This is a genomic window from Mycobacterium sp. NGS26 (assembly GCF_059813025.1).
This window is the reverse complement of record NZ_JCALDU010000006.1, coordinates 208,952-234,494: the sequence shown is the minus strand read 5'-3', so window position 1 is coordinate 234,494 and position 25,543 is coordinate 208,952. Positions and strand designations below refer to the sequence as shown.

Below are 25,543 nucleotides of genomic sequence, written 5' to 3'. Positions count from 1 at the left end.
GGGTCTAGAGACTTTGGACGGCCAATGGTTACGGTTGGGCATGGCGTACCGGGTGGTTCAGTGGTCGACCGGCAACATCGGCAAGCGGGCGCTCGGCATCCTGCTCGACCGCGACGACTTCGAGGTGGTGGGCGTCCACGCCCTGGGCGCGGACAAGGTGGGGCGCGACGCCGGGGCACTCGTCGGCCGCCCGCCGGCCGGCGTCACCGCCACGAACAATGTCGACGCGTTGCTCGACCTGGCGCCGGACTGCATCAACTACATGCCGCGCGCCATCGACTACGACCTGCTGGAAAGGATGCTGCGCTCCGGCATCAACGTCGTCACCACGGGCGACTTCCTGACCGGCACCCATCACCCGGTCGAACTCCCGATGCTCGCGGCGGCGGCGCAACGCGGCGGCGCGACGTTCCTGGGAACCGGATTCGAGCCGGGCTTCATCAATGTGGTCGCCGGCTTCCTCACCGGCGCCTGCCGAACGGTCCGCAGCGTCAAGCTCGTCGAGACATTGGACTGCACCACCTATCCCGTACCGGACGTGTGGAAGGTGCTCGGATTCGGCAAACCACCCCGCGAGCGGGTGACCCACCTCGACCCGGCCAAGCAACGCTACGGCCTCGGCTACTTCGAGACGCTCGACATGATCGCCACCATGCTCGGTGTCGAGCTCGACGCCAAGGAGGCATTCGTCGAGCCCGCGGTGCTGACCCGGGATCTGAATCTGGGCTGGGTGGACTACGCCGCCGGCACCGCCGGCGGCCAGCGCCGCACCTATCGGGGCTATCGCCGCGGCCGCCCGGTGGTCGAGCTGGCCATCTGCTGGACCATGAGCGACGACGCCCTCGACCCGAAATGGACCGACCCCAAGGGTTTCAGCATGGTGATCGACGGCGAACCGTACGTCGACGCGACAATCCGGTTCGGCCATCCGGGACAGGACGTGATGACCGTGCTGATGGACAGCACCGCCGTCGCGGCCGTCAACGCCATACCGTTCCTGTGCGACGCGCCACCGGGCGTCATCACCCCAATTGACCTGCCTATCACCGGATCCCGGGGCGCGCTAACGGTTTGAGTTGCGCCAGGCGCGGGGCGAGGTGCCGTGCGCGCGGGTGAACAGCCGGGTGAAATAGCCGGGGTCGGTCACCCCGACGCGCCGTGCCACTTCCCCGATCGGTAGGTCCGTTTCGGCCAGCAATGTCCGGGCCTCGGCCATCCGGCGTTCGATGATCCACTCCTGCACGGTGCGTCCGGTGCGGCGACGCACAACGGTGGTCAGGTGTCCGGGTGTCATGCCGACTTCACCCGCCACATCGCGCAGCGACACCGGCTCGGCGTGACGCCGGTCGATCACCTCGAACACCTCGGCGAGCAGCGGTTCACCGCTGCGCCGCAGGTCGGCCACCGCGTCGCGGGCCAACCGGGCAAGCTCGATCAGCAGCAGCGTCAGGTGCGCCAGCGCCGCTTGCCGGTAGCCCTCCTGCCCCGCGGTCAGCTCTCTTTCGATCGATCGGATCGCGTTGTCCCACAGCGGTCGCCGGTCCGCGGGCACCTCGAGGCACAACATCCCGCCCGAATACCCGTGCAGGAACGGGAAGAGCAACGGGTGCGCGCGCCAGGCCGGCCACGGCGATCGTCCGTCCTCACCGAGCGCACCCGGATCGAAGAACACCGCGATCCCGGCGCCGAGGTTGTCCAGCCGTGCCGGGTCGAGCACCTCGCCCGCCGCCGCCACGTACAGCAGGCCGGCCGGGGGAACGTAGAACAGCGCCGGGAAATCGTGAATGTGACGACCACGTTCGTCGAGGCCGTCCGTGCCGTCGGAGTCGAGCCGCTGCACCGACACCGGGGGTATGTCCGGGGCGGTCCGGTATTGGTAGACGGGCACGCCATCGCGGTGGCTGACAAGTCGAGTGGCTTGCGGCACGTCACCTCGCAAAAGATCATCCTACTTTCGGCAAGTATCACCCAATTATGGGACAGCACAACGACGCAGTATGGATTCTATGCTCAAACATCCTCCACATGACTATCTCCCCGCCGCCGGCCACGACGCGCTGTTGCCCTGCTACGACCTGTTCGGCCGGCTGTTGGGAATGCCAAAGGTCTACGACGCGCTGATCGAGCAGGCCGAACTCGCCGACTGCCGTCGTGTCCTCGAGATCGGCTGTGGCACAGGCAATCTCACCACCCGCGCCAAGCGCGCCCACCCTGACGTGGAACTGATCGGATCGGATCCGGATCCGCGGGCCCTGAGCCGCGCGCAGCGGAAGGCGCGCGGCCTGACCGGAATCCGTTTCGAGCGCGGCTATGCCCAACGGCTGCCCTACGCCGACGGCGAGTTCGACCGGGTGCTGTCGTCGATGATGCTGCATCACCTGGATGGGGACGCGAAGACCGCCGCGGCGGCGGAGGTCTTCCGGGTCCTGCGCCCCGGCGGCCGCCTGCACGTGGTCGACATCGGCGGCAACATGACCGCTCGCGACGGCCTGTCGGCCCGGCTCATGATGCGCAGCCACCACGCGGCCGGTAACCTCGGCGACGCGATTCCGCGCCTGCTGGGGGCCGCGGGGTTCGACTGCACTCAAGTAGCCACGCATCGGCAGCGCGTAGTAGGGCGCCTCACCTACTATCGCGCCACCCGCCCGGCCTGACGCCGCCGCAGCCGCCTAATTCCCGACATCGACCAGATCCAAGCCCGCTACCCGGTCGAAGTGTTTGCGGTTGCGCGTCGCGAATGGCACACCGAAATTCAAGCAGATGCCGGCCTGCAAGCAGTCGGCCAGCCCGATGTCTTGTCCGGCTCCTCGCAGTGTTGCTGCCAATTCGCCTGCGCGAAGCGCACTCCCAGGATCGAGCGGAAAGGTGCGTGAGCGCACCAACCGCAGGATGTCGTCGCGACGCTCCAAGAAGTCCGCACCGACGCGCAGTTCGAACGCGGTTATCGCGGTGACGCGCAGCCGATGGCTGACGATCAACTCGCGGACCAAGGCCGCTCCGGGACCTTTGCCGCGCAAAAAATCGATCAACAGATCGGTGTCGACAACTACGAGGCCCGCCACGTGGTTCTCACGTCGTTGATGCGAGAACGCATCTCTTGCGCAGCCGAGTCGGTGACCACGCCTTCGAGTCCTAACAGGACGTCGACTTCGTCGACCTTCAAGTTCGCGAGATACGCGTCCAGGGCTTCCTGGACGAGCGCGGAAAAGCCCCGTACGCCGCGACGCTGAGCGATCGCACTCAGCGCGCGATGCTGGTCGTCGGTAATCTCCACCGTGGTTCGCATGCATGCATGCTAGCATGCTTAACTCAACGCTGATCGAACGCGACCTTCACCGCCCCGCTCTCGCCCTGGTCGGCGATCGCGAGGAACGCCTCGCGCCACTGCTCCAGCCGGAAGGTGTGGGTCAGCATGGGCCCCAGGTCCACCCGGCCGTCGACAACCAGGTCGAGGTAGTGGGCGATGGCGTGCTTGCGCCGCCCGTCGACCTCCTCGACCCCGAAGGCATTGGACCCGACCCAGCTGATCTCCTTGAAATACAACGGACTCCACTCCCACCGGCCGGGCGCGTGGACGCCGGCCTTCACCAGCGTCCCCCGGGAGCGCAGGACCCGCACCCCGACCTCGAACGTCTCCGGTTTGCCGACGGTGTCGTAGACGACGTCGACGGCACCCGGGTAGGCCATGGGCAAGCCCTGCAGCGGCTGGCGCAACCGGCCGCCGCCCCAGGCGACGATCTCTTCGATGACGGCCAGGCGCGGCTCGTGGCCCACCACCAACGCGGCCCCGAACCGCCGGGCCAGCGCCGCCTGGGCGTCGAACCGCGCCACCACCGCGACCGCCACGTCGGGATAGAGCGCCCGCAAAATCGCGACCGCGCACAACCCCAGCGAGCCGGCCCCATACACCAGCACCCGGCCCGAGCGGGGCGGGGGGTGGCGGGTGATGGCGTGCAGCGACACCGAGAATGGGTCGGCGAACACGGCGAGCTCGTCGGGAATCGAATCGGGAACCCCGAACAGCATGCTGTCGTGGGCGGGCATCAGTTCGGCGTAGCCGCCGGTGACGTCGGCGGACACCCCGGTGTGGATGCCGGGCTTGATGTCGCCGTCGGTGAAGCTCCAGCACAGGCTGTAGTCGCCGCTTCGGCAGGCGGGGCAGCGCGGTTCGATGCCGCGCGGCCCGCACGACAGCCACGGGTTGAGCACCACCCGCTGCCCGACCTCAAGCCCGCGGGCCTTGGGCCCCACCGCGACGACGTCGGCGACCACCTCGTGGCCCATGACTTGCGGGAAGGAACAGAACGCGGCCAGGGCGTTGTCGACGTCGTCCTCGCCGAAGTCCATCAGGATCTGCTTGGAGTCCGAGCCGCAGATGCCGGTCAGCCTGGGCCGGGTGATCACCCAATCGTCGTGCAGCAGTTGGGGATCCGCGACTTGCTTCAGTGCGACCGGGCTGCGGGTCAGGGCGTCGTCGGGCCCCGGCGGCGGCTCCGGCGGCACGCCGTAGACGAGCGCCTTCATCGCGGCGCCATCCCGGCCACCCCGGCGATGAAGGCGTCGAGGTCGGCGTTCTTGGCGTCCACGACCGCCTTCATGTCCGGGACATAGTGCTCGAACGTGTCGCCGTCCAGGGCGTCGATGATGCCGGCCGCAACTTCGTCGGGCGGCACCTTGGGCCCCTGGTAGAGGGGCTCCTCGCTGCCCGGGTGGTCCCAGATCTCGGTGTCGACCGGGCCGGGCTCGATCAGCTTGACCGAGACCCCGGTGCCGTGCAGGTCGACGGCCATCGCCTCGCTCCAGCCGCACAGCGCGAACTTGCTTGCGCAATAGGCGGTTTCGTGGATGATCGGAAGCCGCCCGCCGACGCTGGACACATTGACGATCAGGCCCGATCCGCGGGCCAGCATCCGCGGCAGCAGCGCCAGCGTCAGCCGCATCGGGGCGAAGAAGTTGACCCGCATGACGTTCTCCGCCTCGTCGGGATCCAGGTCGGTGACGGGCCGTCGCTTCGGGATCGCGGCGTTGTTGATCAGCACGTCGATGCCGCCGAGAGCATCCCACGCGCCCAGCGCCAGATCCCGCAGCGCGGCGGTGTCGGCCAGGTCGGCCACCCACATCGCCGATTGCGGCGAGGTCTGCCGGCAGTCGGCCAGCACCTCGGCCAGCCGGTCTCGCCGGCGGGCGACCAGTCCCACCACCGCTTCCCGGGCGGCCAGCTGGCGGGCCAGCGCGGCCCCCAACCCCGACGAAGCGCCGGTGATCAGCACCCGCTTACCCGCTGCCGCATACGCCATCCGTCAAGGTTGCCGCGAATCGGCGCGGGAATACAGTGGTTGGAAGCTTGTTATACTGTCTAATTATTCACCGAGACGGACTAATTACATGCGATAGGGGCAAAGCATGACTTCCACCAGGTACGACGGAGACACCTGGGACCTGGCTTCCAGCGTCGGCGTGACCGCGACGATGGTCGCGGCGGCCCGGGCGGTGGCGAGCCGGGACGACCGTCCGCTGATCGACGATCCTTACGCGGAGCCGCTGGTCAGGGCCGTCGGGGTGGACCTGCTCACCCGGCTGGCGACCGGCGAGGTGAACCCCGACGAGTTGAACGACGTGCACGACGGCGCCTCCGCGGGGTCCGCCGGGGCCATGTCGCGGATGGCCGACAACATGGCGGTGCGCACCAAGTTCTTCGACGAGTTCTTCCTGGGGGCGACGAGCGCGGGCATCACGCAGGTCGTGATCCTGGCCTCGGGGCTCGACTCCCGCGCGTACCGACTGCCGTGGCCTGCCGGGACCGTCGTCTATGAGGTGGACCAGCCGCGGGTCGTCGAATTCAAGACCCGCACGCTGGCCGAGCTGGGCGCCGCGCCGACCGCCGAGCGGCGCGTGGTCGCGGTCGATTTGCGCGACGACTGGCCCGCCGCGCTGCGCGCCGCCGGATTCGACCCGGCCCGGCCGACCGCGTGGAGCGCCGAGGGCCTGCTCGGCTACCTGCCGCCGGACGCACAGGACCGCCTGCTGGACACCATCACCGAGCTCAGCGCGCCGGGCAGCCGGTTCGCCACCGAAAGCGCGCCCAACCCGCAGCCCGGCGACGAGGAGAAGATGAAGGAACGCATGCAACGCATCTCCGAACGGTGGCGCGCGCACGGCTTCGACCTCGACATGGCGGGGCTGGTGTACTTCGGCGAGCGCAACGAGGCGGCTCCCTACCTGGCCGACCACGGCTGGGACGTGAACGGAATCAGCATCCGGGACCTGTTCGCGGACAACGGACTTCCACCCCTCGAGGACGACGACACGCGCATGGGCGACATGCGCTACGTGAAGGGTTACCTGAAATGACCTCGGGACGCACCGAAGGCGACAGCTGGGGACCGGCGTCGAGCGTGGGAGCGACGGCGACCATGGTCGCCGCGTCCCGCGCCGTGGCGTCGCAGGGGCCCGATCCGCTGCTCGACGATCCGCTGGCCGAGCCGCTGGTCCGCGCGGTCGGACTGGACCCCTTCGTCCGCATCATCGACGGCGAGCTGGATTTCGAGGACGATCCGCTGTTCAACCGCAAGGCCCGCAGGGAGCAGATCGCGGTGCGGACCAGGTTTTTCGACGAGTTCTTCACCGGCGCGGCCGACGACGGTGTGCGGCAGGCGGTGATCCTGGCCTCCGGCCTCGACACCAGGGCCTACCGGTTGCGGTGGCCGGACGGCACGGTGGTCTACGAGATCGACCAGCCGCAGGTGATCGCGTTCAAGACCGACACGCTGGCCGACCTCGGCGCCGCCCCGACCGCCGAACGCCGCGCGATCGCCGTCGACCTGCGCGACGACTGGTCCGCCGCATTGCGCGAGGGCGGATTTGACGTCACCCGGCCAACGGCGTGGAGCGCGGAGGGTCTGCTGCCCTACCTGCCGCCGGAGGCGCAGGATCGATTGTTCGACAACATCACCGCGCTCAGCGCGCCGGGCAGCCGGCTGGCCACCGAACACGTGCCCGACCCGAACGCCTTTTCCGACGAGCGCCTGCAGCGGATCTCCGAGCGGTGGCAGCGCTTCGGTTTCGATCTCAACGCGGCCGACCTGTTCTACCGGGGCGAGCGCAACGTGGTCCTCGATTACCTGACCGCCCACGGCTGGGAGGTGACGGCCTACCCCGCCCGGGAGTTGTATGCGCGCAACCGGTTTGAGTTCCCCGAGGACGAGATGGCGGCCACCTTCGGGGAGATGAGCTACGTCGCCGCCACCCTCAAGTAGGGTACGGCGTATGCCACGCGCTCACGACGACAACTGGGATCTCGCGTCCAGCGTGGGCGCGACCGCGACGATGGTCGCGGCCGGCCGCGCGATGGCGACCAAGGATCCGCGCGGCCTGATCAACGACCCGTTCGCCGACCCGCTGGTGCGCGCGGTGGGGGTGGATTTCTTCACCAGGATGATGGACGGCGAGCTCGACCTGGACGCGATCGAGAACGCGTCGCCGACGCGCATCCAGGCCATGATCGACGGAATGGCGGTGCGCACCAAGTACTTCGACGACTACTTCATCGACGCGACCCGCACCGGCGTCCGCCAGGTGGTGATCCTCGCGTCGGGATTGGACTCGCGCGCCTTCCGGCTGCCGTGGCCGGCCGGCACCGTGGTCTACGAGATCGACCAGCCACGCGTGATCGGGTTCAAGACCAGCACGCTGGAGGGCCTCGGCGCGCAGCCGACCGCCGAACGCCGCACCGTCCCGATCGACCTGCGCGCCGACTGGCCGGCGGCGCTACGAGCGGCCGGGCTGGACACCGCCGCACCGACCGCGTGGCTGGCCGAGGGCCTGCTGATCTACCTGCCGCCGGAGGCGCAGGACCGGTTGTTCGACAACATCACCGCGCTCAGCGTGCCCGGGAGCACGATCGCCACCGAATTCGTCCCCGGCATAGTGGATTTCGATGCCGACCGGGTGCGCGAGATGTCCGGCTCCTTCCGGGACCACGGCGTGGACATCGACATGGCGTCGCTGGTCTACGCCGGCGAGCGCAACCACGTCGTCGACTATCTGCGCGCCAAGGGGTGGGACGTCGAGGGCGTGACGCGCACGGAAATGTTCAAGCGCAACGACATCGAGGTGCCCGCCCCGGAACAGGACGACCCGCTCGGCGAGATCATCTTCATCAGCGGCGGGCTCACCGGCTGAAGGCTAGAAGCGCGACTCCCCCAGCCACAGCACGCGCGTCCCGCTCAGCGCCTGCCCGACATTCTCCAGGATCCCGGCGGCCGAGCGGCCCAGCAGCGCGCCAAGCGCGTCCGGCAGCGACGCCGCGGCCGGTTGCGACGACGCCCGGGGCCGCACGAAGTCCAGCAGCGAGGCGCCCGGATAGCTGACGATGCGCACCTCGGTGTCCTCGTCCAGGCCGGCCAGGACCTTGGCCCGGCGCACGGCGGTCCAGAGCCCGCCGAGTTCGTCCACCAGGCCGCGCTCGGCGGCGTCGCCGCCGGTCCAAACCCGCCCCCGGGCAACGGCATCCACCGCTTCGACGCTCAAATTGCGGCCCTGCGCCACCCGCTCCACGAAGTCGGCGTAGACCAGGTCCGCCTCGGCCTCCTGGTGGGCCCGCTGCTGCGGCGTGAACGGCGCGTCGATCGACCAGGCATCGGCATTGGCGTTGGTGCGCACCGCATCCGAGCCCACCCCGAGCCGTTCCTTCAGATCGCGAATGACGAACTTTCCGGTGAACACACCGATCGAGCCGGTGATCGTGCCCGGATTGGCCACGATCGCGTCGGCGCCCATCGAGATGTAATACCCGCCCGAGGCGGCCACCGAGCCCAGCGACGCCACCACCGGTTTGCCGCGCCGCCGGGCCCGTGTCACCTCGCGCCAGACGGTCTCCGACGCACAGAGCGAGCCGCCCGGGCTGTCCACCCGCAGCACGATCGCGGACACCGCGTCGTCGGCGGCCGCCTCCCGCAGCGCCGCCGCGATCGTGTCGCCGCCGACGGCCGTGGGGCCGAACGGCAGGAACCGGGACCCGCCGCGGCCGTCGACGATGTGGCCCGCAACCGTCACCAGGGCCAGCGTGGGTTTGGGCCGGCGGCCGGGGATCGGCGGCAGCGGCGGGGCCAGCCGGGACTGGGCCGCGCCGGCGTATCGCGACAGATAGAGCCGCGGTGGGGCGTTGTCGTCGGAGTCGATGAACTCCGGTGAGATGCCTTCCACGCCAACCAGTTCCGCGATCCGCACATAAGCTTCGTCGCGGAAGCCGATCCGGTCGACCAGGCCGGAGGCGACGGCGTCGTCGCGCAACAGCGGGGCCCGGTCGGCCAGCGCATCGATCCCGCCCGGATCGATGCTGCGTGATTCGGCGACCGCCCGCCATACCTGTTCCTGCAGGCTTTCCAGCAGCCTGGTCACGGCCTCGCGGTGGGCTTCGGTGAAGCCGTCCTCGGTGAACCGGTCGACCGCCGACTTGTATTCGCCGCGCGTGACGAACTCGGGTTCGATTCCCGCCTTCTCGAGCGCATCCCGCAGGAAGGTGGCGTTGCTGGCGAAGCCGACCAGGCCGACGACGCCCGAGGGCTGCATCCACACCTCGCCGAATGCCGAAGCCAGGTAGTACGACAGCGTGCCCGGATAGGTCTCGGCCCACGCCAGCGACGGCTTGACGGCGGTGAAGGCCGCGACGGCCTCGCGCAGCTCCTGAACCGCCGCCGGCGGCGCCGCGGAGAGCTGCACGCGGGCAATCAGCCCGGCAACACGGTCGTCCTCGGCGGCGCGGTGGATCGCGGCGACGGCGTCGCGCAGCGTCAGCGGCCGTCCGGCCCCGGTGATGATCGCCAGCGGGTCGAAGCCGGAGGTCTCCGGCGGCACCGAGCGCAGGCTGAGTTCGAGCACGCAGCCGTTGGGAACGCCGTGGTGCCAGGCGGTGTCGACGCGACCGGCCAGGGCGCGCACCTCGTCCCCCCATTTCGCGATGCCGGGAAGCGAAGGCAGGAAGGCGAACATGATCGCAGCCTACCGATCGGCGGCCGTACGGTGGTGGGGTGAGGTTCTCGATCGCCATCCCCCAATTCGACTTCGATGGCCTCGACGCCGCCGGGCTGCGCTTGTATCTCGCGCGGGCCGAGGAACTCGGGTTCGAGGGGGGCTGGGTGCTCGAGCAGATCATCGGCGAGGCGCCGCTGCTGGCACCGCTGGAGCTGCTGGCCTACTGCGCGGCCTGCACCGAGCGGCTGCGCCTCGGGGTCGCCGTGCTGGTGTCCTCGTTGCATGATCCGCTGCAGCTGGCATCGTCCGTGACCGCCGTGGACCGGTTGTCCCACGGGCGGCTGGACGTCGGCGTCGCACCCGGCGGCGGATTTCGCAGGTTCGCCGCATTCGGCGTCGAAAAGGCAACCTACATCAGCTATTTCACCGAGGGCCTGGAACTGATGAAGGCAGCCTGGTCCGACGAACCCAGGGTGACGTTCCACGGCCGGTTCCGTGACGTCGACGACCTTCCCATCCAGCCGAAGCCGGTGCAGCGGCCACACCCGCCGATCTGGTTCGGCGGGAATGCCCCCAGGGCGCTGGCCAGGGCGGTGCGCCACGGTGACTCGTTTCTGGGCGCGGGCTCGTCCACCACCGAGGCGTTCGCCGAAGCCGTCGGCATCGTGCGCCGCGAACTCGACGAACAGCACAAGGACCCGACGCGCTTCACCATCGGCAAACGGGTCTATCTGATGATCGACGACGATGCCGCGCGGGCGCGCGAGCGGGTGCTCGCCGGGCTGCGCCGCATCTACGGGCAGATGTCCGGCATCGATTCGGTTCCCGTGTCGGGCACCGCTGACGACGTCGCGCGCGGACTACGCGAGGTTATCGACGCCGGGGCGCAGATGCTGCTGCTCAACCCCGTCGGGGCCGACGTCGCCGAGAACGGCGAGCAGATGGAACGCCTTGCCGCGGAAGTGATTCCGCAGCTGCGCTAGTCCCGCGAGCAGACGCAAAAGCCCCCGCACGCACGGCGTGTCGGGGGCTTTTGCGTCTGCTCGCGCAGGGGAGCTACAGCTCGGTGACTGAGCCGCCCGCGGCGGTGATCTTCTCGCGTGCGCTGCCGCTGAACTTGTGCGCCGACAGGTCGACCTTGACGGTCAGCTTGCCGTCGCCGAGCACCTTGACCAACGAGTTCTTGCGGACGGCGCCCTTGGCGACCAGGTCGTCGACGCCGACGGTGCCGCCCTTGGGGAACAGCCGGTTGATGTCACCGACATTGACGATCTCGTATTCGGTGCGGAACCGGTTGCGGAATCCCTTGAGCTTGGGCAGCCGCATGTGGATCGGCATCTGCCCGCCCTCGAAGGTCGTCGGCACCTGCTTGCGGGCCTTGGTGCCCTTGGTGCCCCGTCCCGCGGTCTTGCCCTTGGAGCCGTCGCCGCGACCGACGCGGGTACGAGCGGTTTTCGACCCGGGCGCGGGCTTCAGGTCGTGCAGCTTGAGTGTCATTTGTTCTTACCTCCGGCGCCCGTCTCGGCCGGCTCCACCTCGACGAGGTGGCTCACCACCGCGATCAGGCCGCGCGTCTGTGCGTTGTCCTCCCGGACCACCGAATGGCGAATCCGGCGCAGCCCCAGCGTGCGCAGGCTCTCGCGCTGCTTCCAGCGCGTCCCGATCGTGCTGCGCACCTGGGTGATCTTCAGCTGACTCATGGCTGTGCCTCCCGCGCCGCCGTCGCGCTGGCCAGCGCTTCACTTTCGCGTCGCGCCTTGAGCATCCCGGCCGGTGCGACATCCTCGATCGGCAGTCCGCGGCGGGCGGCCACCTCCTCGGGACGCTGCAGCAGCTTGAGCGCGGCGACGGTGGCGTGCACCACGTTGATCGCGTTGTCGCTGCCCAACGACTTGGCCAGGATGTCGCGCACCCCAGCGCATTCCAGCACCGCGCGCGCGGCGCCGCCGGCGATCACACCGGTACCCGGGCTGGCCGGACGCAACAGCACCACGCCCGCGGCCGCCTCGCCCTGCACCGGGTGCGTGATGGTGCCGCCGATCAGCGGAACCCGGAAGAAGCCCTTGCGCGCCTCTTCGACGCCCTTGGCGATCGCGGCCGGGACCTCCTTGGCCTTGCCGTAGCCGACACCGACCATGCCGTTGCCGTCACCCACGATGACCAGGGCGGTGAAGCTGAATCGCCGGCCACCCTTGACCACCTTGGAGACTCGGTTGATGGCAACGACCCGCTCCAGGTAGTTGCTCTTGTCGCCGTCACGGTCCCGATCACGACCACCGCGGCCGCTGTCGCGCCTGCCGCGGGAATCGCGGCCGTCGCCGCGTGCGTCGCGGCCCTCTGGGGCGCCTTGCGCGCCGGTCGGCTGCTCCGCCATCATGCGGTCCTTCCAGTTGTCATCAGAAACTCAATCCGTTCTCGCGCGCGGCATCGGCCAGCGCCGCGATCCGTCCCCCGTAGGTGTATCCGCCACGGTCGAACACCACGCTCTCGATGCCGGCGGCCTTGGCGCGCTCGGCGATCAGCTGACCGACCCGCACGCTGCGGGCCTTCTTGTCGCCGTCCACGCCGCGCACGTCGGCCTCGATCGACGACGCGGCGGCCACCGTGGTGCCGTTCTCGTCGTTGACCAGTTGCACGTGAATGTGCCGCGCCGATCGGTGCACCACCAGCCGCGGGCGCGCCGCGGTGCCCGCGATCTTCTTGCGCAGCCGTGCGTGCCGGCGCACCCGGGAGACCCGCCGAGTTTCGGATACGCTCTGCCCCACCGGCTTTCGCACGGCGGCGGCAGCTTGTGTTTTCGCCATGACTACTTACCTGTCTTTCCGACCTTGCGGCGGATCTGCTCGCCCTCGTAGCGCACGCCCTTGCCCTTGTACGGGTCGGGACGGCGCAGGCGGCGGATGTTCGCCGAGATCTGGCCGACCTTCTGCTTGTCGATCCCGGAAATCGTGAACTTCGTGGGTGACTGGACCGCGAACGTGATGCCCTCGGGGGCCTCGACCACCACGGGATGGCTGTATCCCAGCGCGAACTCGAGATTGGACCCCTTCAGCTGCACCCGGTAACCGACACCGAAGATCTCCATCTTGGTGGTGTAACCCTGCGTCACACCGGTGACCAGATTGGACACCAGGGTGCGAGACAGCCCGTGCAGCGAGCGGTTGCGCCGCTCGTCGTCGGGACGGGTGACCACGATGGCACCGTCGTCGTTGCGCGACACCCTGATCGGCTCGGCCACCTTCAGATCCAGCGTGCCCTTGGGCCCCTTCACCGAGACCTTCTGGCCGTCGATTGTGACGTCGACCCCGGAGGGGACCGGAATCGGCTGCTTACCAATGCGCGACATGGCTTTTACCTCAACCCCTCACCACACGTATGCGAGGACTTCGCCGCCCACGCCCTGTCTGGCCGCCTGGCGATCGGTCAGCAGGCCCGAGGACGTCGAGATGATCGCCACGCCCAGGCCGCCGAGCACCCGCGGCAGATTGGTCGATTTCGCGTACACCCGCAAGCCCGGCTTGGACACCCGGCGCAGACCGGCGATGCTGCGTTCGCGGCTCGGCCCGTACTTGAGCTGGATGACCAGCGACTTGCCCACCCGGGCGTCTTCGGTCCGGTAGTCGCTGATGTATCCCTCGTTCTTGAGGATCTGGGCGATGTTGGCCTTGAGCTTGGAGTGCGGCAAGCTCACCTCGTCGTGATACGCCGAGTTGGCGTTGCGCAGACGCGTCAGGAAGTCTGCGATGGGGTCCGTCATCGTCATATCGTTAGTCCCCTGTCACCAGCTGCTCTTCTGCACGCCGGGCAGCTCACCCGCGTGCGCCATCTCGCGCAGGCAGATCCTGCACAGCCCGAACTTGCGGAACACCGCGCGCGGGCGGCCGCACTTGCTGCAGCGGGTGTAGCCGCGCACCGCGAACTTCGGCTTGCGCGCGGCCTTGTTAACCAGTGCCTTCTTAGCCATCTAGTCAGTTCTCCTTGAACGGAAAGCCGAGGGCCCGCAACAGCGCTCGTCCTTCGTCGTCGGTCGTCGCCGAGGTGACGACGTTGATGTCCATGCCGCGGACCCGGTCGATCTTGTCCACATCGATCTCGTGGAACACCGACTGCTCGGCCAGCCCGAAGGTGTAGTTGCCGACACCGTCGAACTGCTTGGGCGAGAGCCCGCGGAAGTCACGAATGCGTGGCAGCGCAATCGATGTGAGGCGGTCCAGGAACTCCCACATCCGGTCTCCGCGCAGGGTGACCCGCACCCCGATCGGCATGCCCTCGCGCAGCTTGAACTGCGCGATCGACTTGCGCGCCTTGCGGATCTCCGGCCGTTGCCCGGTGATCAGCGCCAAATCGTTGACGGCGCCGTTGATCAGCTTGGCGTCCCGGGCCGCTTCGCCGACCCCCATGTTGACGACGACCTTCGTCACCGTCGGGATCTGCATGACGTTGCCGTAGCCGAACTGCTTGTGCAACGCATCCCGAATCTCGTTGCGGTAGCGCTGCTTCAGGCGCGGCTGAACCTTTTCCGCGGTACTCATCAGATGTCCTTGCCGTTGCGCTTGGAAATACGGACCCGCTTGCCGGTCTCCTCGTCGACGCGGTAGCCGACGCGGGTGGGCTTGCCGTCCGAGTCGACCACCATCACGTTGGACACGTGGATCGGCGCCTCCTGGGTGACGATTCCGCCCGACCGGGCTCCGCGCTGCGTCGTCGAGATCGGGGTGTGCTTCTTGATCCGGTTGACGCCCTCGACCAGAACCCGGTTGCGGTCCGGGTAGGCCTGCAGGACCTTGCCTTTGGCGCCCTTGTCCTTACCCGCGATAACCAGCACGGTGTCGCCCTTGTGGACCTTCATCTACAACACCTCCGGGGCCAGCGAGATGATCTTCATGAATCGCTTCTCACGCAGTTCGCGACCGACCGGACCGAAGATGCGCGTACCGCGCGGGTCGTTGTCGGGCTTGATGATCACCGCGGCGTTCTCGTCGAACTTGATGTAACTGCCGTCGGGGCGCCTGCGCTCCTTGACGGTGCGCACCACGACGGCCTTGACGACCTCGCCACGCTTGACGTTGCCGCCCGGAATGGCGTCCTTCACGGTGGCAACGATGACATCACCGATGCCGGCGTAGCGTCGCGACGAACCGCCGAGCACCCGTATGCACAAGATCTCCTTGGCGCCGGTGTTGTCGGCGACCTTCAGCCGCGATTCCTGCTGAATCACTCGATCTCCTGACCTGGTTGCGTGTGCACGGCAGGGGAAACCCAAAACCTGACGTGCGCGGTCTGTGTGGCCGAAGGGCACGCGGGGCCGATTCGCACCGGCCGAGGTCTGCCCAAGGCAACCCCTAGAGTCTAGGGGACGACCAGCTCAGGGCCAAATTTCGCCAATAATTGCCTAGCGGATGACCCGAACCTCGATCGGCAGGTCGAGGCCGGCCCAGGCACGGTCGGCGGTCATGACGATCGGGGGCGAACTGCGGATGGCCAGGGCAAGGCAGCATCGGTCGCCGAGCGAGAGCCGTTTTCCGCCGGTGATGGCGCGCAGGGCGCCGGCGAGCTCCGCGTCGACGAGTTTGCCGACGACCTCGGCAAGATTCGGGGTGCCGATGACCGAACCGGTCATGGCCCCGGCGACCAGGTCGGCGCCGGGCTCCTCGTGGATCAGTGCCAGCAGCGCCGACGCGTCGAGAACGGTCAATTGTCCTGCGCCTCGGCGCGCCGCTCGGCGATTAGCTCGTCCACCAGGGACCGGGCGGTGCAGCCCTACGACACGCAGCGGAACCCGATGTGGGTCGTCGCGGTGTCCTGCGATTGCGGTGACCGCGCCGCCGGGCGGTAGCGATGGCAGTACTCCGGAGCGCACAGGTGCGAACCGCCCTTCAGCGTCTGGCTGACGGCCGGATCGGCGGGCCCCGATGGCGCGCAACATGCCTTCGGCGGCTGACCGAGCCGGTGGTGCGCGGAGAACTCGGTCGCGGTCCACTCCCAGACATTGCCGATCATGTCGATCAGGCCGAACCCGTTGCACGGAAACGTCCCCACCGGCGAGGTGCCCACCCAGCCGAGCGCGCCGTCGTTGCGGTACGGGAACCTGCCCTGCCAAGTGTTGGCCATCAGCCGGCCGCCGGGCCGCTCCTCGTCCCCCCACGAATAGGTCGTGGTGGTGCCGGCGCGGGCGGCGTACTCCCACTCGGCCTCGGTCGGCAGCCGCCGCCCGGCCCAGCGCGCGTAGGCCGCGGCGTCCGGATAGGCCACCTGGACAACGGGGTGATCGGCTCGGTCCGGCGCGGCGCTGTCCGGGCCGTCCGGGCCGAACGGATGACGCCAGTTCGCACCGGGCGCCCAGTCCCACCACTGCCGCCAGTCACGCAGGTCGACCGGGCCGGGCGTCGGGCGGAAAACCATCGCGCCCGGACACAGGTCGTCGGGATTCGCGCCCGGATACAGCGCCGGGTCGATCGGTTGCTCGGCGACCGTCAGATAGCCTGTGGCACTGACGAATTCGGCGAATTGCGCGTTGGTCACCGGGTGCCGCTCCACCGCGAACGGGGCGACGGTCACGGTGTGGATCGGCGCTTCCTCGGGATAAAAGCTCGTCGAGCCCATGCGGAACGATCCGCCGGGTAATTCGACCAGTTCGGTGAGCATCCCTTCAGGGTAGGGCGCCCACCAACCGCGCTAATCGGTTCGTCGATACCAGGTGACAAAGAACAGGATCATCGCCACCACCAGCGCTATCAGCACCCAGAGCACCAGGGCCTGGTCGACCCAGGCGCCCGCGGGCGGGGAGCCCGGCAGGAAGTTGCGGATGGGGATGACGGCGAACAGTACCGCGGCGAACCACGACCCGAACGGCGGCGCGAATTTCCGCTTCCCCATCAGCATCAGGGTGGCGATCGTCACCGCCAAGGCGGGCAGGGTGAAGAGCACCAGGCAGATTCCCGCGTCGAAGATCAGCGTGCCCTTGGACCTGTGCAACGTGATGATCACGTTGTCGCCGCGGTCCGATTCCTGGCTCGCTTCGCCCACCCGGCGGACGCTGACCTCCCAGCCTTCCAGCTGCCCGGTGACTTCCACCCGGGCCGGTACGTATTGGCGGGCGTCACCCTGGCCGACGAGCACTTCGGCGGAAAGGGTGTCGGTGCTGTAGGAGTCGAACGGCCAGTTGTTGGGATTGCCATGTGCCTCGATCGTGGTGGCGACCTGTGCCGGCGACTTACCCGCCGGGTAGACCAGGTCTCCCAGATCGTTTGGCGGATCCATGCGCACGGCGGTGTCGGTGGTCAGCACATCGAGGCGCTTGTCGAACATCTTGTCCTGGGGAATGACAAGCACTTTCACCGACAGGCGATTCGCAACCGTATCCAGCTTCTCCATGCGCACCAGCACGACGGTGTCGTCGGTCGCATTGAGGTCCGGTGGCTTGATCGGTCCCGCCGCGTTGAAAAGCAGGTGGACGCCGAACAGCGACAGGCCGTAGACGACGAAGGCCGCGAGGAGGCCGAAAGCGACTGCCTTGCGGCGCTTGCGCCGGGTGGGGGCCGCCTCTGACGGCGCCGCCGGCGGCTGTTCCGGCGTGGGAGGTGTCGAGGGCGGTGGTGCGGGGGGAGCCTGGGTCATCGTCAACACCTCCGAGGGGTTGTGGCGCTCGGCGGGGCGAGCGCACAAGGATTAGATCGTAGCGAACCGGCGCCGTCCCCGCGAGACATCGAAATTTCCCCCCTCAATAGGTGATTTGCGTCGGCTTACGCAGCCGTTGTTCACCGGCCAGCGAAATCCGGGGCGCGCGCCGGATCCGCGGCGATCAGGTCTTGGTCGACTGCTTTCGATCCCGCTGGCGCCACCAGCCGAGCAGGAACAGTGCCATCGCGGCGACCAACCCGATCAGCACCCACAGCACGATGGCTTGGTCGATCCACGATCCGTACGGGGGGCTGCCCGGCAGGATGTTGCGCAGCGGGACGATGGCGAACAGCATCGCGCCGTACCATGTTGTCATCGGCGGCAGGAACGACGTCCGGCCCAGCGCGACGGGTATGGCCACCCACAAGGCCAACACGGGCAGGGCGATGAGGACCAGGCAGATGCCGACATCGAAGATCAGCGGGCCCTTGGCCCTCTGCAGCGTGATCGTCACGTTGTCCTGCACGTCGGGGTTGGGATCGTCGGGGTCGTGCACACGGGTGACGGTGGCGTCCCAGCCGTCCAGATGCCCGATGACTTCGACACGGGCCGGGGCCTTTTCGCGGTTCGGGCCGGAACCGGTGAACACGTCGGCCGCGATCACCTCCGTCCTGTACGAGTCGAACGGCCAGTTGCCCGGGTCGCCCTGCGCCGCGATCGTGGTGCTGACTTGCGCCGGCGCCTTTCCGACCGGGTACTGCAGGTCGCCCAGGTCGTTCTCCGGATACAGCCGCACCGCCGCGTCGGTGGTGAGCACGCCGAAGTTCTTGTCGTACAGCGAATCCTTCGGATAGACAAGGACATTCACCGTCAAGCGATTCGCCACGGTGTCCAGCTTCTCCAGGCGCACCTGCACAACGCTGTCCTCGGCCTCGACCTTGCTCAGGTCCACCGCTGGCAGCGGAGGCGCCGATTTGGCCAACAGGTGCACGGCGATCAGGGACAGGACGTAGACGACGATGACGGCCACCAGAATCGCGAATGCGATCGCGATTCGGCGTGCGCGCCCTCCGGGCGGCGCGGGCGGCGGCATCGGTCCAGCGGTCATTGGTGTCCTCCCTGAGCAGTTGGAAGCCGTCGAAGATGGGCTCAGATGCTAGCCAGCGGAGGCGTCCGGCACACGGTTTTCAGGGGATTACGACCGCGAATTGTTGCATCACCGTAGATTTCGCCGCCTCGAAGCCCGGCGTTCCGGCGGGGCCCTGCAGATGGATGACCACCAGGTACGCCTTGGTGTTGGTCCAGATGTGGGTGATGCGGTCGGCGAAGTCGACGGCGCCGGGGACGGTGCCGCTCAGCAGCTGGCTGCTGTAGCCGCAGAACTGGGCCGGTGCGACGTTGACCTTGACGCCCGGCTTGGCGGTGCGCAGATCGGTGGCGTAGCGCAGGAACGCGCCGCCGGGATCGAGGTCCGTCGGGGTGATGGTCACCTTCACCGACATGCCGTCGGGCCCGGTCGACGTGAGCGCCACGTCGCCGGTGCCGGGAACCGGATTCCAGCCGTCCGGCAGCGGGAGGACGATGAGGGGCGCCCGTGGGTCCGCCACGAAAGCCCTTGCCATGCTGCCGCTGGCCGGGGGTGGCGGCATGCACACGATGGCATTGGGCGGGATGTGGTCGGGCAGTGTGACTTCCACGCCCGGCACCGGCTCCGCCGGATCGGACGGTCGCGAGATCGTTGTGGTTGTCGACGACGAGCCGGTCCCACCGATGGCCCTGCCCGCGGTGGTCTTTTCGCACCCCGCCGCCGGGACTGCCAGCAAGCACAGCGCCAAGACCTCAGTCGCGCGAAAACGCAAGCGCAACTTCGGCTTCCACGTCCACGTACGGCCGGCCCGACAGGTCGATGTTGACCTGGGCGATGGTGCCGCCGGTGAACTCGAACGGCGCCTTGTAGCGACTGCACACCCCCGAACCGCCGTTGCGCCCGACCGTGATGCCCGCACCGGCCAGCCCGAACGTCCCCGGATGGGTGCTCACGTCGGCGAGCCTGCCGACCTCCTTGTCGTCGACGAACAGCGTGAGGTCACCGAGCGGAGTGTGGCTGTTGGGCACGGTTCCGGTCCGCGAATAGCTGACGCCGAACACGTGCCTGCCCAACGGCACCGGATCCGACGACGAAACCACCTGCTGCCGCTCGCCGAGGAAGTTGTAGGCGTAGTGCAACCGCCCGTCCTGGATGAACAGCACGTGCCCGCCGTGCGCGCCGCCCTGCTTGAAGAGCACGCCTTCGGCGCCGGTGGTGTCCACGGTCACGTCGGCCAGCACCGCAAACGACCGGCCGCGGATCTCGGCGGCGGCCCCGATGCCGACGTCCGCGCAGTGGGGGTAGTAGGTGTAGCTGGCCCGTTCGTCGACCAGGTAGGGGCGGAAACGTGTCAGCGTCTCCATCAGGTCCAAGTCCGACAGTGGCAGACCGTTGTACTTGGCGGCCTCGGAAAACCACAGCGCCTTGAGCTCTTCCAGCTTCTCGGGTTGCTCGGCGGCCAGGTCATGACATTGGCTGCGATCGGCCTCGATGTGGAATAGCTCCCAGCGGTCGTCGTCGAAATGCGACCACCCCGCGGGCGTCGCCGCATGAATGGTGTTGGCGAACCAGCCCTGGTGCCAGATCCCCCGGGTGCCCAGCATGGTGTAGAACTGGGTTTCCTTTCCGGTGTCAGCGTTCGGATCGGCAAGGGCCGCTTTGAAACTCACCCCGTCGAGCGGCTTCTGCGGGATGCCCTTGACGGTATCCGGCGGTGTCATGCCCAGCAGGTCGTAGACCGTCGGCGTGATGTCGCACACGTTGACGTAGTTGTCGCGCACCTCGCCGTGCGCGGCAATCCCCTTGGGCCAGGAGATGATCGCGGTGTCGGCGATGCCGCCCTCGTGCGAGGCGTAGCGCTTGTAGAGCTTGTAGGGCGTGTTGAAGGCCATCGCCCACCCGATCGGGTAGTGGTTGTAGGTCTCCGGTCCACCGAGGTGGTCGAACAGCTTCATGCTCTCTTCGACGGTGTCGATGTAGCCGTTGAAGAACTTGCCTTCGTTGACCGATCCGTTCGGGCCGCCCTCGCCGCTGGCGCCGTTGTCGGAGATCACCACGATGATGGTGTTGTCCAGTTGGCCGGATTCCTCGAGATAGTCCAGTATTCGGCCGATTTGGGCATCGGTGTAGCTCAGGAAGCCGGCGAAGACCTCGGCCATCCGGTTGAACAGCTTCTTCTCTTCGTCGCCCAGCGAGTCCCACGGCCGCACCGTGTCCTGCATGGGCCACGGCTGGCCTTGCGGTCCCGTCACATCCAAATACGGGTTGACGGGCGACAGTTCGGTGCCCGGCGGCACGATCCCCATCGACTTCTGCTTTTCCAGCACGATCTCGCGGTAGCGCTCATAGCCCATGTCGAACCGGCCGGCATACTTGTCGGCCCATTCCTTGAAGACGTGGTGCGGCGCGTGGCCCGCCCCGGGGCACACGTAGCTGAACCAAGGCTTGTCGGGCGCAATCACCTTGGCGTCGCGGATGAATTCGATGGTCTTGTCGGCGATGTCCTTGGACAGGTGATAGCCGTCCTCCGGCGTGCCCGGCGGATTCACCGGGTGGTTGTCGTAGACCAGGTCGGGATACCACTGGTCGGTCTCGCCGCCCAGGAACCCGTAAAACCGTTCGAAACCGCGCGAGGTCGGCCAGTGCCGCTTGGTCGACGCCATGCTGGACTCCTCCAGCGGCGTCAGATGCCACTTGCCGGTGCAGTAGGTGTTGTAGCCACGTTCGGCTAGCACTTCGGAGAGCAGCGCGGTGTCGGCCGGAATGCGGCCGTTGCAGTTCGGGAAGCCGTCGGTGAATTCCTCGATGGTGGCCATCCCGACGGTGGTGGCGTTGCGACCGGTCAGCAATGACGCCCTCGTCGGCGAGCACAGCGCGGTGGTGTGGAATTGCGACAGCCGCACCCCGCGCTCGGCGATCCGCGTCATCGCGGGCATCTCGACCAAGCCGCCGAAGCAGTCCCAGGTCGCGATGCCGGTGTCGTCCCAGATCAGATAGAGGACATTCGGCGAGTTCGGCGGCGCGGTCGGCGCCGCGTACGGTCCCCAGTCCGGCTCCGAGTCACGGATGTCCAGCGCGATCTTGCCGTTGAATCCGGTCGACGTCATTGGACAGCCTCACTCCCAGGGTGGCCTTACCGAACGTCCGTGGACATTACACGCGCCGGGTAGCAATCAGCTGAGTATTCGTGAGAAGACGCAAAAGCCCCCATTTTCGGTCAAAAATGGGGGCGTTTGCGACTGCTCGCCGAGGGTGAGTCCGGCGCTATTTGGCCTTCTCGAGGATCTCGACGAGCCGCCAGCGTTTGGTCGCCGACAGCGGACGCGTCTCCATCAGCGCCACCCGGTCCCCGATGCCGGCGGTGCTGTTCTCGTCGTGCGCCTTGACCTTCTTGGTGGTCCGGATGATCTTGCCGTACAGCGGGTGTCGCATCCGGTCTTCGAGCTCGACCACGATGGTCTTCTGCATCTTGTCGCTCACCACGTAGCCGATGCGGGTCTTGCGCCGGCCACGCGTCCTCGGGGCGCGCGGGGTGTGCTGGGGGCCCTTGTCTTTCGCCGCGGTTTCCTTCGCGGCGGCCTTCTTCGGGGCGGCCTTCTCGGGCGCCTTGGCCGCCTTCGCGGCCTTGGCGGCGGCCTTCTTAGCTTCTGCCATCACGAATCCTTACCGTCGGGCCCGGAAGCCAGGCCCAGTTCTCGTTCCCGCAGCACGGTGTAGACGCGCGCGATTTCCTGGCGCACCGTGCGCAGCCGGCGGTTGTTGTTGAGCTGTCCCGTCGCCATCTGGAAGCGCAGGTTGAACAGCTCCTCCTTGGATTCGCGCAGGCGCTCGGTCAGCTCCTCGTCGGTGAGCTCACGCAGTTCGCCAGGCGAAATGCCCACTGCCATCAGAACTGATCCTCTCGGGTAACGATGCGTGCCTTGATCGGCAGCTTGTGGATTGCGCGGGTGAGCGCCGCCCGGGCGACCGATTCGTTGGGGTAGCTGAGCTCGAACAGCACCCGACCGGGCTTGACGTTGACCACCCACCACTCCGGCGAGCCCTTACCCGAACCCATTCGGGTTTCCGCGGGCTTCTTGGTCAGCGGGCGGTCCGGGAAGATGTTGATCCACACCTTTCCGCCACGCTTGATGTGCCGGTTGATGGCGATACGGGCGGACTCGATCTGCCGGTTGGTGACGTAGGCGTGCTCGAGGGCCTGGATGCCGTAGTCGCCGAAGTTCACCTGCGTGCCGCCGCTGGCGATGCCGCGCTGGCGGGGATGGTGCTGCTTGCGGTGCTTGACCTTGCGGGGAATCAACATGATTCAGCTCTCCGTGCTCTGCGCTTCAACGGGCGCCGCGGCCTCCGGCGCGGCGGCCTGCTCCTCGCCGCCCGCCGCGCGGCCGGCCTCGGTGCTGGTCGCCGTGGTGCCCGACGCGCCACTGCGCCGCGGACGGGTCCCCGACGGCCGCTCGCGGCGCGGACGCTCGGCGCCCGCCGGTGCGGCGGCGGGCAATTCGCGCTTGCCGCCGACGACGTCGCCCTTGTAGATCCACACCTTCACGCCGATCCGGCCGAAGGTGGTCTTGGCTTCGTAAAGGCCGTAGTCGATGTCGGCGCGCAGGGTGTGCAGGGGCACGCGGCCCTCGCGGTAGAACTCCGAACGGCTCATCTCCGCGCCGCCGAGGCGGCCCGAGCACTGCACCCGGATGCCCTTGACGTTCGGCTGGCGCATCGCCGACTGAATGGCCTTGCGCATCGCGCGGCGGAACGCCACCCGGTTGCTCAGCTGCTCGGCGACGCCCTGGGCCACCAACTGCGCTTGGGACTCAGGGCTTTTCACCTCGAGGATGTTGAGCTGCACCTGCTTGCCGGTCAGCTTCTCCAGGTCGGCGCGGATCCGGTCGGCCTCGGTGCCGCGGCGGCCGATCACGATGCCCGGGCGGGCGGTGTGGATGTCCACCCGGACCCGGTCGCGGGTGCGCTCGATCTCCACGTCGGCGATGCCGGCGCGCTCCAGGCCGGTGGAAAGCAGCCGACGGATCGCGACGTCCTCCTTGACGTACTCGGCGTACTGCTTGTCGGCGTACCAGCGCGACTTCCAGTCGGTGGTGATGCCCAGCCGGAAGCCGTGCGGATTGATCTTCTGGCCCACTAGTCTGAGCCTCCCTTCGCTTCAGAAGCCTCAGACGCCTTCGCGGGTGCTTTCTTTGCCGGTGCCTTCTTGGCGGCCGATTTGGCGGGCGCCTTCTTCGCGGCCGCCTTGCTGGCCGGCGCCTTCTTGGCCGGCGCCTTCTTGGCCGGGGCCTTGGCGGCGGCCTTGCTGGCCTCGGCGCGACGCGCCCTGCTCGACTTGGCCGACCGCTGGTCCTTTGCCGGCCGGCTTTCCACCACGACGGTGATGTGGCTGGTGCGCCGGCGGATGCGGAACGCGCGGCCCTGCGCGCGCGGACGGATGCGCTTGGCGGTCGGGCCCTCGTCGGCGTAGACGGTGGCGACCACCAGGGTCGCCGGGTCCAGCCCGTTGTTGTTTTGCGCGTTGGCCGCGGCGCTGGCGATCACCTTGGCGACCGGCTCGCTGGCCGCCTGCGGCGCCCAGCGCAAGATGTCCAGCGCATCGGCCACCGACCGGCCGCGCACCAGGTCGATGACCCGGCGCGCCTTTCTCGGCGACACCCGCACAAACCGTGCCTTGGCGACCGCCGAAGGAAATTCCGTGGTGGTGCTCATCGGCGCTTGGCCTTTCGGTCGTCCTTGATGTGCCCCTTGAAGGTTCGCGTCGGCGCGAACTCACCCAGCTTGTGGCCGACCATCGCCTCGGTGACGAACACCGGGACGTGCTTGCGCCCGTCGTGCACGGCGAACGTGTGGCCGATGAAGTCCGGGATGATTGTGGAACGCCGGGACCAGGTCTTGATGACCTGCTTGGTGTTCTTCTCGTTCTGCGCGTCCACCTTCTTGAGCAGGTGGCCGTCGACGAACGGGCCCTTCTTCAGGCTGCGTGGCATGGCTGGCTACTCCTCTTACCGCGAGTGCTTCTTGCCGGTGCGCCGGCGGCGGACGATGAGCTTGTTGCTCTGTTTGTTCGGATGACGGGTGCGGCCCTCGGGCTGACCCCACGGGCTGACCGGGTGACGGCCCCCGGAGGTCTTGCCCTCGCCGCCGCCGTGCGGGTGGTCCACCGGGTTCATGACCACGCCGCGCACGGAGGGACGCTTGCCCTTCCACCGCATGCGACCGGCCTTGCCCCAGTTGATGTTTGCCTGCTCGGCGTTGCCCACCTCGCCGACCGTCGCACGGCAACGCACGTCGACCCGGCGGATCTCGCCGCTGGGCATGCGCAGCGACGCGTAGCTGCCCTCCTTGCCGAGCAGCTGAATGCTCGACCCGGCCGACCGCGCGAGCTTCGCGCCACCGCCCGGGCGCAGCTCCACGGCGTGCACCAGGGTACCGGCCGGGATGTTGCGCAACGGCAGGTTGTTGCCCGGCTTGATGTCGGCGTTGGCGCCCGACTCCACCACGTCACCCTGCGAGAGTCCCAGCGGGGCAATGATGTAGCGCTTCTCGCCGTCCAGGTAGTGAAGCAGCGCAATGTTGGCGGTGCGGTTCGGGTCGTACTCGATGTGGGCGACCTTGGCGTTGACGCCGTCCTTGTCGTTGCGGCGGAAGTCGATCACCCGGTAGGCGCGCTTGTGCCCACCGCCGCGGTGACGGGTGGTGATCCGGCCGTGCGCGTTACGCCCGCCGTGGCCGTGCAGCGGGCGCACCAACGACTTCTCCGGCTCCGACCGGGTGATCTCGGCGAAGTCGGACACGCTGGCGCCGCGACGGCCCGGGGTCGTCGGCTTGTACTTGCGAATTGCCATGTCTAATCAGGTCTTT

35 protein-coding genes are annotated in these 25,543 nt (G+C 68.1%); 6 read left to right on the top strand and 29 right to left on the bottom strand.

The features are described 5' to 3' along the window. The first annotated feature begins 40 nt into the window (after positions 1–40). On the top strand, positions 41–1,075 hold the full coding sequence (locus tag AC5Y6X_RS20335; protein WP_499988692.1) for an NAD(P)H-dependent amine dehydrogenase family protein: 1,035 nt from the start codon (positions 41–43) through the stop codon (positions 1,073–1,075). On the opposite strand, the gene AC5Y6X_RS20330 is transcribed toward AC5Y6X_RS20335, so the two are convergent. Further along, positions 1,064–1,927 (bottom strand): helix-turn-helix transcriptional regulator, encoded by an 864-nt coding sequence (locus AC5Y6X_RS20330; RefSeq protein WP_499988691.1) that lies wholly within the window; start codon positions 1,925–1,927, stop codon positions 1,064–1,066. The genes AC5Y6X_RS20335 and AC5Y6X_RS20330 overlap by 12 nt on opposite strands. Positions 1,928–2,006: 79 nt before the next feature. Here AC5Y6X_RS20330 and AC5Y6X_RS20325 point away from each other — a divergent pair, with 79 nt between their 5' ends. Beyond that, complete coding sequence (locus tag AC5Y6X_RS20325; RefSeq protein WP_499988690.1) at positions 2,007–2,654, top strand: class I SAM-dependent methyltransferase; 648 nt, start codon at positions 2,007–2,009, stop codon at positions 2,652–2,654. A gap of 15 nt (positions 2,655–2,669) precedes the next feature. Here the strand turns inward: AC5Y6X_RS20325 and AC5Y6X_RS20320 are convergent, their stop codons facing one another. Genes AC5Y6X_RS20320 through AC5Y6X_RS20305 form a run of 4 tightly spaced genes read right to left on the bottom strand, consistent with a single transcriptional unit; the run spans position 2,670 to position 5,297 of the window. After that, the gene (locus tag AC5Y6X_RS20320) at positions 2,670–3,062 is read right to left on the bottom strand and encodes a type II toxin-antitoxin system VapC family toxin (RefSeq protein WP_499988689.1); all 393 of its coding nucleotides are present in this window, start codon (positions 3,060–3,062) and stop codon (positions 2,670–2,672) included. Continuing rightward, complete coding sequence (locus AC5Y6X_RS20315; RefSeq protein ID WP_499988688.1) at positions 3,047–3,286, bottom strand: hypothetical protein; 240 nt, start codon at positions 3,284–3,286, stop codon at positions 3,047–3,049. Before AC5Y6X_RS20315 ends, AC5Y6X_RS20320 begins: the two co-directional genes overlap by 16 nt. A 23-nt stretch (positions 3,287–3,309) precedes the next feature. Then, a complete protein-coding gene (locus AC5Y6X_RS20310; RefSeq protein ID WP_499988687.1) occupies positions 3,310–4,524 on the bottom strand; it encodes a zinc-dependent alcohol dehydrogenase in 1,215 nt (404 codons plus the stop codon). Next, on the bottom strand, positions 4,521–5,297 hold the full coding sequence (locus AC5Y6X_RS20305; RefSeq protein WP_499988686.1) for an SDR family NAD(P)-dependent oxidoreductase: 777 nt from the start codon (positions 5,295–5,297) through the stop codon (positions 4,521–4,523). The genes AC5Y6X_RS20310 and AC5Y6X_RS20305 overlap by 4 nt, the downstream gene beginning before the upstream one ends. A 106-nt stretch (positions 5,298–5,403) precedes the next feature. Here AC5Y6X_RS20305 and AC5Y6X_RS20300 point away from each other — a divergent pair, with 106 nt between their 5' ends. From AC5Y6X_RS20300 to AC5Y6X_RS20290, 3 genes are read left to right on the top strand one after another with little or no spacing between them, the layout of a single operon-like run. Continuing rightward, positions 5,404–6,351, top strand: coding sequence for a class I SAM-dependent methyltransferase (locus tag AC5Y6X_RS20300; protein ID WP_499988685.1), 948 nt, complete (start codon positions 5,404–5,406; stop codon positions 6,349–6,351). After that, positions 6,348–7,256: a class I SAM-dependent methyltransferase gene (locus AC5Y6X_RS20295; RefSeq protein WP_499988684.1), complete on the top strand. Its 909-nt coding sequence runs from the start codon at positions 6,348–6,350 to the stop codon at positions 7,254–7,256. The genes AC5Y6X_RS20300 and AC5Y6X_RS20295 overlap by 4 nt, the downstream gene beginning before the upstream one ends. Before the next feature lie 10 nt (positions 7,257–7,266). After that, positions 7,267–8,181, top strand: coding sequence for a class I SAM-dependent methyltransferase (locus AC5Y6X_RS20290; RefSeq protein WP_499988683.1), 915 nt, complete (start codon positions 7,267–7,269; stop codon positions 8,179–8,181). A gap of 3 nt (positions 8,182–8,184) precedes the next feature. On the opposite strand, the gene sppA is transcribed toward AC5Y6X_RS20290, so the two are convergent. Then, positions 8,185–9,990 carry a signal peptide peptidase SppA gene (gene sppA, locus AC5Y6X_RS20285; protein ID WP_499988682.1) on the bottom strand — a complete coding sequence of 602 codons (1,806 nt, stop codon included), beginning with the start codon at positions 9,988–9,990 and terminating at the stop codon, positions 8,185–8,187. 38 nt (positions 9,991–10,028) lie between these two features. Between sppA and AC5Y6X_RS20280 the strand changes: the two genes are divergently transcribed. Next, a complete protein-coding gene (locus AC5Y6X_RS20280) occupies positions 10,029–10,955 on the top strand; it encodes an LLM class flavin-dependent oxidoreductase (protein WP_499988681.1) in 927 nt (308 codons plus the stop codon). 73 nt (positions 10,956–11,028) lie between these two features. On the opposite strand, the gene rplO is transcribed toward AC5Y6X_RS20280, so the two are convergent. From rplO to rplB, 23 genes are all read right to left on the bottom strand, one after another. Next, the gene (gene rplO, locus AC5Y6X_RS20275) at positions 11,029–11,469 is read right to left on the bottom strand and encodes a 50S ribosomal protein L15 (RefSeq protein ID WP_499988680.1); all 441 of its coding nucleotides are present in this window, start codon (positions 11,467–11,469) and stop codon (positions 11,029–11,031) included. After that, entirely contained in the window at positions 11,466–11,672 is a 207-nt protein-coding gene (rpmD, locus tag AC5Y6X_RS20270) for a 50S ribosomal protein L30 (RefSeq protein ID WP_324679900.1), read from the bottom strand. The genes rplO and rpmD overlap by 4 nt, the downstream gene beginning before the upstream one ends. Continuing rightward, positions 11,669–12,346 (bottom strand): 30S ribosomal protein S5, encoded by a 678-nt coding sequence (rpsE, locus tag AC5Y6X_RS20265; RefSeq protein ID WP_499988679.1) that lies wholly within the window; start codon positions 12,344–12,346, stop codon positions 11,669–11,671. Before rpsE ends, rpmD begins: the two co-directional genes overlap by 4 nt. Positions 12,347–12,368: 22 nt before the next feature. Continuing rightward, on the bottom strand, positions 12,369–12,737 hold the full coding sequence (gene rplR / locus AC5Y6X_RS20260) for a 50S ribosomal protein L18 (RefSeq protein WP_499988886.1): 369 nt from the start codon (positions 12,735–12,737) through the stop codon (positions 12,369–12,371). 41 nt (positions 12,738–12,778) lie between these two features. Beyond that, positions 12,779–13,318 (bottom strand): 50S ribosomal protein L6, encoded by a 540-nt coding sequence (gene rplF, locus AC5Y6X_RS20255; protein WP_499988678.1) that lies wholly within the window; start codon positions 13,316–13,318, stop codon positions 12,779–12,781. Positions 13,319–13,336: 18 nt separating this feature from the next. Next, positions 13,337–13,735: a 30S ribosomal protein S8 gene (gene rpsH, locus AC5Y6X_RS20250; RefSeq protein WP_499988677.1), complete on the bottom strand. Its 399-nt coding sequence runs from the start codon at positions 13,733–13,735 to the stop codon at positions 13,337–13,339. 15 nt (positions 13,736–13,750) lie between these two features. Beyond that, a complete protein-coding gene (locus tag AC5Y6X_RS20245; protein WP_011739072.1) occupies positions 13,751–13,936 on the bottom strand; it encodes a type Z 30S ribosomal protein S14 in 186 nt (61 codons plus the stop codon). A gap of 4 nt (positions 13,937–13,940) precedes the next feature. After that, positions 13,941–14,504, bottom strand: coding sequence for a 50S ribosomal protein L5 (gene rplE, locus AC5Y6X_RS20240; RefSeq protein WP_324679883.1), 564 nt, complete (start codon positions 14,502–14,504; stop codon positions 13,941–13,943). After that, positions 14,504–14,821, bottom strand: coding sequence for a 50S ribosomal protein L24 (gene rplX / locus AC5Y6X_RS20235; protein ID WP_324679881.1), 318 nt, complete (start codon positions 14,819–14,821; stop codon positions 14,504–14,506). The genes rplE and rplX overlap by 1 nt, the downstream gene beginning before the upstream one ends. Then, entirely contained in the window at positions 14,822–15,190 is a 369-nt protein-coding gene (rplN, locus tag AC5Y6X_RS20230; RefSeq protein ID WP_076061527.1) for a 50S ribosomal protein L14, read from the bottom strand. Positions 15,191–15,364: 174 nt separating this feature from the next. Then, complete coding sequence (locus tag AC5Y6X_RS20225) at positions 15,365–15,667, bottom strand: PIN domain-containing protein (protein ID WP_499988676.1); 303 nt, start codon at positions 15,665–15,667, stop codon at positions 15,365–15,367. Between the two features lie 65 nt (positions 15,668–15,732). Next, positions 15,733–16,617 (bottom strand): formylglycine-generating enzyme family protein, encoded by an 885-nt coding sequence (locus AC5Y6X_RS20220; protein WP_499988675.1) that lies wholly within the window; start codon positions 16,615–16,617, stop codon positions 15,733–15,735. Between the two features lie 30 nt (positions 16,618–16,647). Further along, entirely contained in the window at positions 16,648–17,589 is a 942-nt protein-coding gene (locus tag AC5Y6X_RS20215; protein ID WP_324679873.1) for a DUF4436 domain-containing protein, read from the bottom strand. Between the two features lie 184 nt (positions 17,590–17,773). Then, on the bottom strand, positions 17,774–18,700 hold the full coding sequence (locus tag AC5Y6X_RS20210) for a DUF4436 domain-containing protein (RefSeq protein WP_324679871.1): 927 nt from the start codon (positions 18,698–18,700) through the stop codon (positions 17,774–17,776). 79 nt (positions 18,701–18,779) lie between these two features. Then, entirely contained in the window at positions 18,780–19,289 is a 510-nt protein-coding gene (locus tag AC5Y6X_RS20205) for a hypothetical protein (protein ID WP_499988674.1), read from the bottom strand. A 142-nt stretch (positions 19,290–19,431) separates the two neighbouring features. Continuing rightward, the gene (locus AC5Y6X_RS20200) at positions 19,432–21,786 is read right to left on the bottom strand and encodes an arylsulfatase (protein ID WP_499988673.1); all 2,355 of its coding nucleotides are present in this window, start codon (positions 21,784–21,786) and stop codon (positions 19,432–19,434) included. 157 nt (positions 21,787–21,943) lie between these two features. Beyond that, positions 21,944–22,336 carry a 30S ribosomal protein S17 gene (gene rpsQ, locus AC5Y6X_RS20195; RefSeq protein WP_324679866.1) on the bottom strand — a complete coding sequence of 131 codons (393 nt, stop codon included), beginning with the start codon at positions 22,334–22,336 and terminating at the stop codon, positions 21,944–21,946. Then, positions 22,333–22,566: a 50S ribosomal protein L29 gene (gene rpmC, locus AC5Y6X_RS20190; protein WP_324679864.1), complete on the bottom strand. Its 234-nt coding sequence runs from the start codon at positions 22,564–22,566 to the stop codon at positions 22,333–22,335. The genes rpsQ and rpmC overlap by 4 nt, the downstream gene beginning before the upstream one ends. Beyond that, complete coding sequence (gene rplP / locus AC5Y6X_RS20185; RefSeq protein WP_324679862.1) at positions 22,566–22,982, bottom strand: 50S ribosomal protein L16; 417 nt, start codon at positions 22,980–22,982, stop codon at positions 22,566–22,568. The genes rpmC and rplP overlap by 1 nt, the downstream gene beginning before the upstream one ends. A 3-nt stretch (positions 22,983–22,985) precedes the next feature. Then, entirely contained in the window at positions 22,986–23,816 is an 831-nt protein-coding gene (gene rpsC / locus AC5Y6X_RS20180) for a 30S ribosomal protein S3 (protein ID WP_324679859.1), read from the bottom strand. Continuing rightward, on the bottom strand, positions 23,816–24,391 hold the full coding sequence (gene rplV / locus AC5Y6X_RS20175) for a 50S ribosomal protein L22 (protein ID WP_324679857.1): 576 nt from the start codon (positions 24,389–24,391) through the stop codon (positions 23,816–23,818). The genes rpsC and rplV overlap by 1 nt, the downstream gene beginning before the upstream one ends. Further along, positions 24,388–24,669 (bottom strand): 30S ribosomal protein S19, encoded by a 282-nt coding sequence (gene rpsS, locus AC5Y6X_RS20170; protein ID WP_003873514.1) that lies wholly within the window; start codon positions 24,667–24,669, stop codon positions 24,388–24,390. Before rpsS ends, rplV begins: the two co-directional genes overlap by 4 nt. A 15-nt stretch (positions 24,670–24,684) precedes the next feature. After that, positions 24,685–25,527, bottom strand: a complete 843-nt coding sequence (gene rplB, locus AC5Y6X_RS20165; protein WP_324679853.1) for a 50S ribosomal protein L2 — start codon at positions 25,525–25,527, stop codon at positions 24,685–24,687. Between the last annotated feature and the right edge of the window lie 16 nt (positions 25,528–25,543).

Coding starts and splice junctions, on each gene's coding strand:
- rpsS (WP_003873514.1), bottom strand. CDS start 24,669: ATGCCACGCAGCCTGAAGAAGGGCCCGTTCGTCGACGGCCACCTGCTC.
- AC5Y6X_RS20335 (WP_499988692.1), top strand. CDS start 41: ATGGCGTACCGGGTGGTTCAGTGGTCGACCGGCAACATCGGCAAGCGG.
- AC5Y6X_RS20245 (WP_011739072.1), bottom strand. CDS start 13,936: ATGGCTAAGAAGGCACTGGTTAACAAGGCCGCGCGCAAGCCGAAGTTC.
- rplV (WP_324679857.1), bottom strand. CDS start 24,391: ATGAGCACCACCACGGAATTTCCTTCGGCGGTCGCCAAGGCACGGTTT.
- AC5Y6X_RS20315 (WP_499988688.1), bottom strand. CDS start 3,286: ATGCGAACCACGGTGGAGATTACCGACGACCAGCATCGCGCGCTGAGT.
- AC5Y6X_RS20325 (WP_499988690.1), top strand. CDS start 2,007: ATGCTCAAACATCCTCCACATGACTATCTCCCCGCCGCCGGCCACGAC.
- rplF (WP_499988678.1), bottom strand. CDS start 13,318: ATGTCGCGCATTGGTAAGCAGCCGATTCCGGTCCCCTCCGGGGTCGAC.
- AC5Y6X_RS20210 (WP_324679871.1), bottom strand. CDS start 18,700: ATGACCGCTGGACCGATGCCGCCGCCCGCGCCGCCCGGAGGGCGCGCA.
- AC5Y6X_RS20220 (WP_499988675.1), bottom strand. CDS start 16,617: ATGCTCACCGAACTGGTCGAATTACCCGGCGGATCGTTCCGCATGGGC.
- rplB (WP_324679853.1), bottom strand. CDS start 25,527: ATGGCAATTCGCAAGTACAAGCCGACGACCCCGGGCCGTCGCGGCGCC.
- rplX (WP_324679881.1), bottom strand. CDS start 14,821: ATGAAGGTCCACAAGGGCGACACCGTGCTGGTTATCGCGGGTAAGGAC.
- rplE (WP_324679883.1), bottom strand. CDS start 14,504: ATGAGTACCGCGGAAAAGGTTCAGCCGCGCCTGAAGCAGCGCTACCGC.
- AC5Y6X_RS20310 (WP_499988687.1), bottom strand. CDS start 4,524: ATGAAGGCGCTCGTCTACGGCGTGCCGCCGGAGCCGCCGCCGGGGCCC.
- AC5Y6X_RS20295 (WP_499988684.1), top strand. CDS start 6,348: ATGACCTCGGGACGCACCGAAGGCGACAGCTGGGGACCGGCGTCGAGC.
- rplP (WP_324679862.1), bottom strand. CDS start 22,982: ATGTTGATTCCCCGCAAGGTCAAGCACCGCAAGCAGCACCATCCCCGC.
- rpsH (WP_499988677.1), bottom strand. CDS start 13,735: ATGACGATGACGGACCCCATCGCAGACTTCCTGACGCGTCTGCGCAAC.
- AC5Y6X_RS20290 (WP_499988683.1), top strand. CDS start 7,267: ATGCCACGCGCTCACGACGACAACTGGGATCTCGCGTCCAGCGTGGGC.
- rplO (WP_499988680.1), bottom strand. CDS start 11,469: ATGACACTCAAGCTGCACGACCTGAAGCCCGCGCCCGGGTCGAAAACC.
- AC5Y6X_RS20305 (WP_499988686.1), bottom strand. CDS start 5,297: ATGGCGTATGCGGCAGCGGGTAAGCGGGTGCTGATCACCGGCGCTTCG.
- rpsE (WP_499988679.1), bottom strand. CDS start 12,346: ATGGCGGAGCAGCCGACCGGCGCGCAAGGCGCCCCAGAGGGCCGCGAC.
- AC5Y6X_RS20200 (WP_499988673.1), bottom strand. CDS start 21,786: ATGACGTCGACCGGATTCAACGGCAAGATCGCGCTGGACATCCGTGAC.
- AC5Y6X_RS20300 (WP_499988685.1), top strand. CDS start 5,404: ATGACTTCCACCAGGTACGACGGAGACACCTGGGACCTGGCTTCCAGC.
- rpmC (WP_324679864.1), bottom strand. CDS start 22,566: ATGGCAGTGGGCATTTCGCCTGGCGAACTGCGTGAGCTCACCGACGAG.
- rpmD (WP_324679900.1), bottom strand. CDS start 11,672: ATGAGTCAGCTGAAGATCACCCAGGTGCGCAGCACGATCGGGACGCGC.
- AC5Y6X_RS20215 (WP_324679873.1), bottom strand. CDS start 17,589: ATGACCCAGGCTCCCCCCGCACCACCGCCCTCGACACCTCCCACGCCG.
- sppA (WP_499988682.1), bottom strand. CDS start 9,990: ATGTTCGCCTTCCTGCCTTCGCTTCCCGGCATCGCGAAATGGGGGGAC.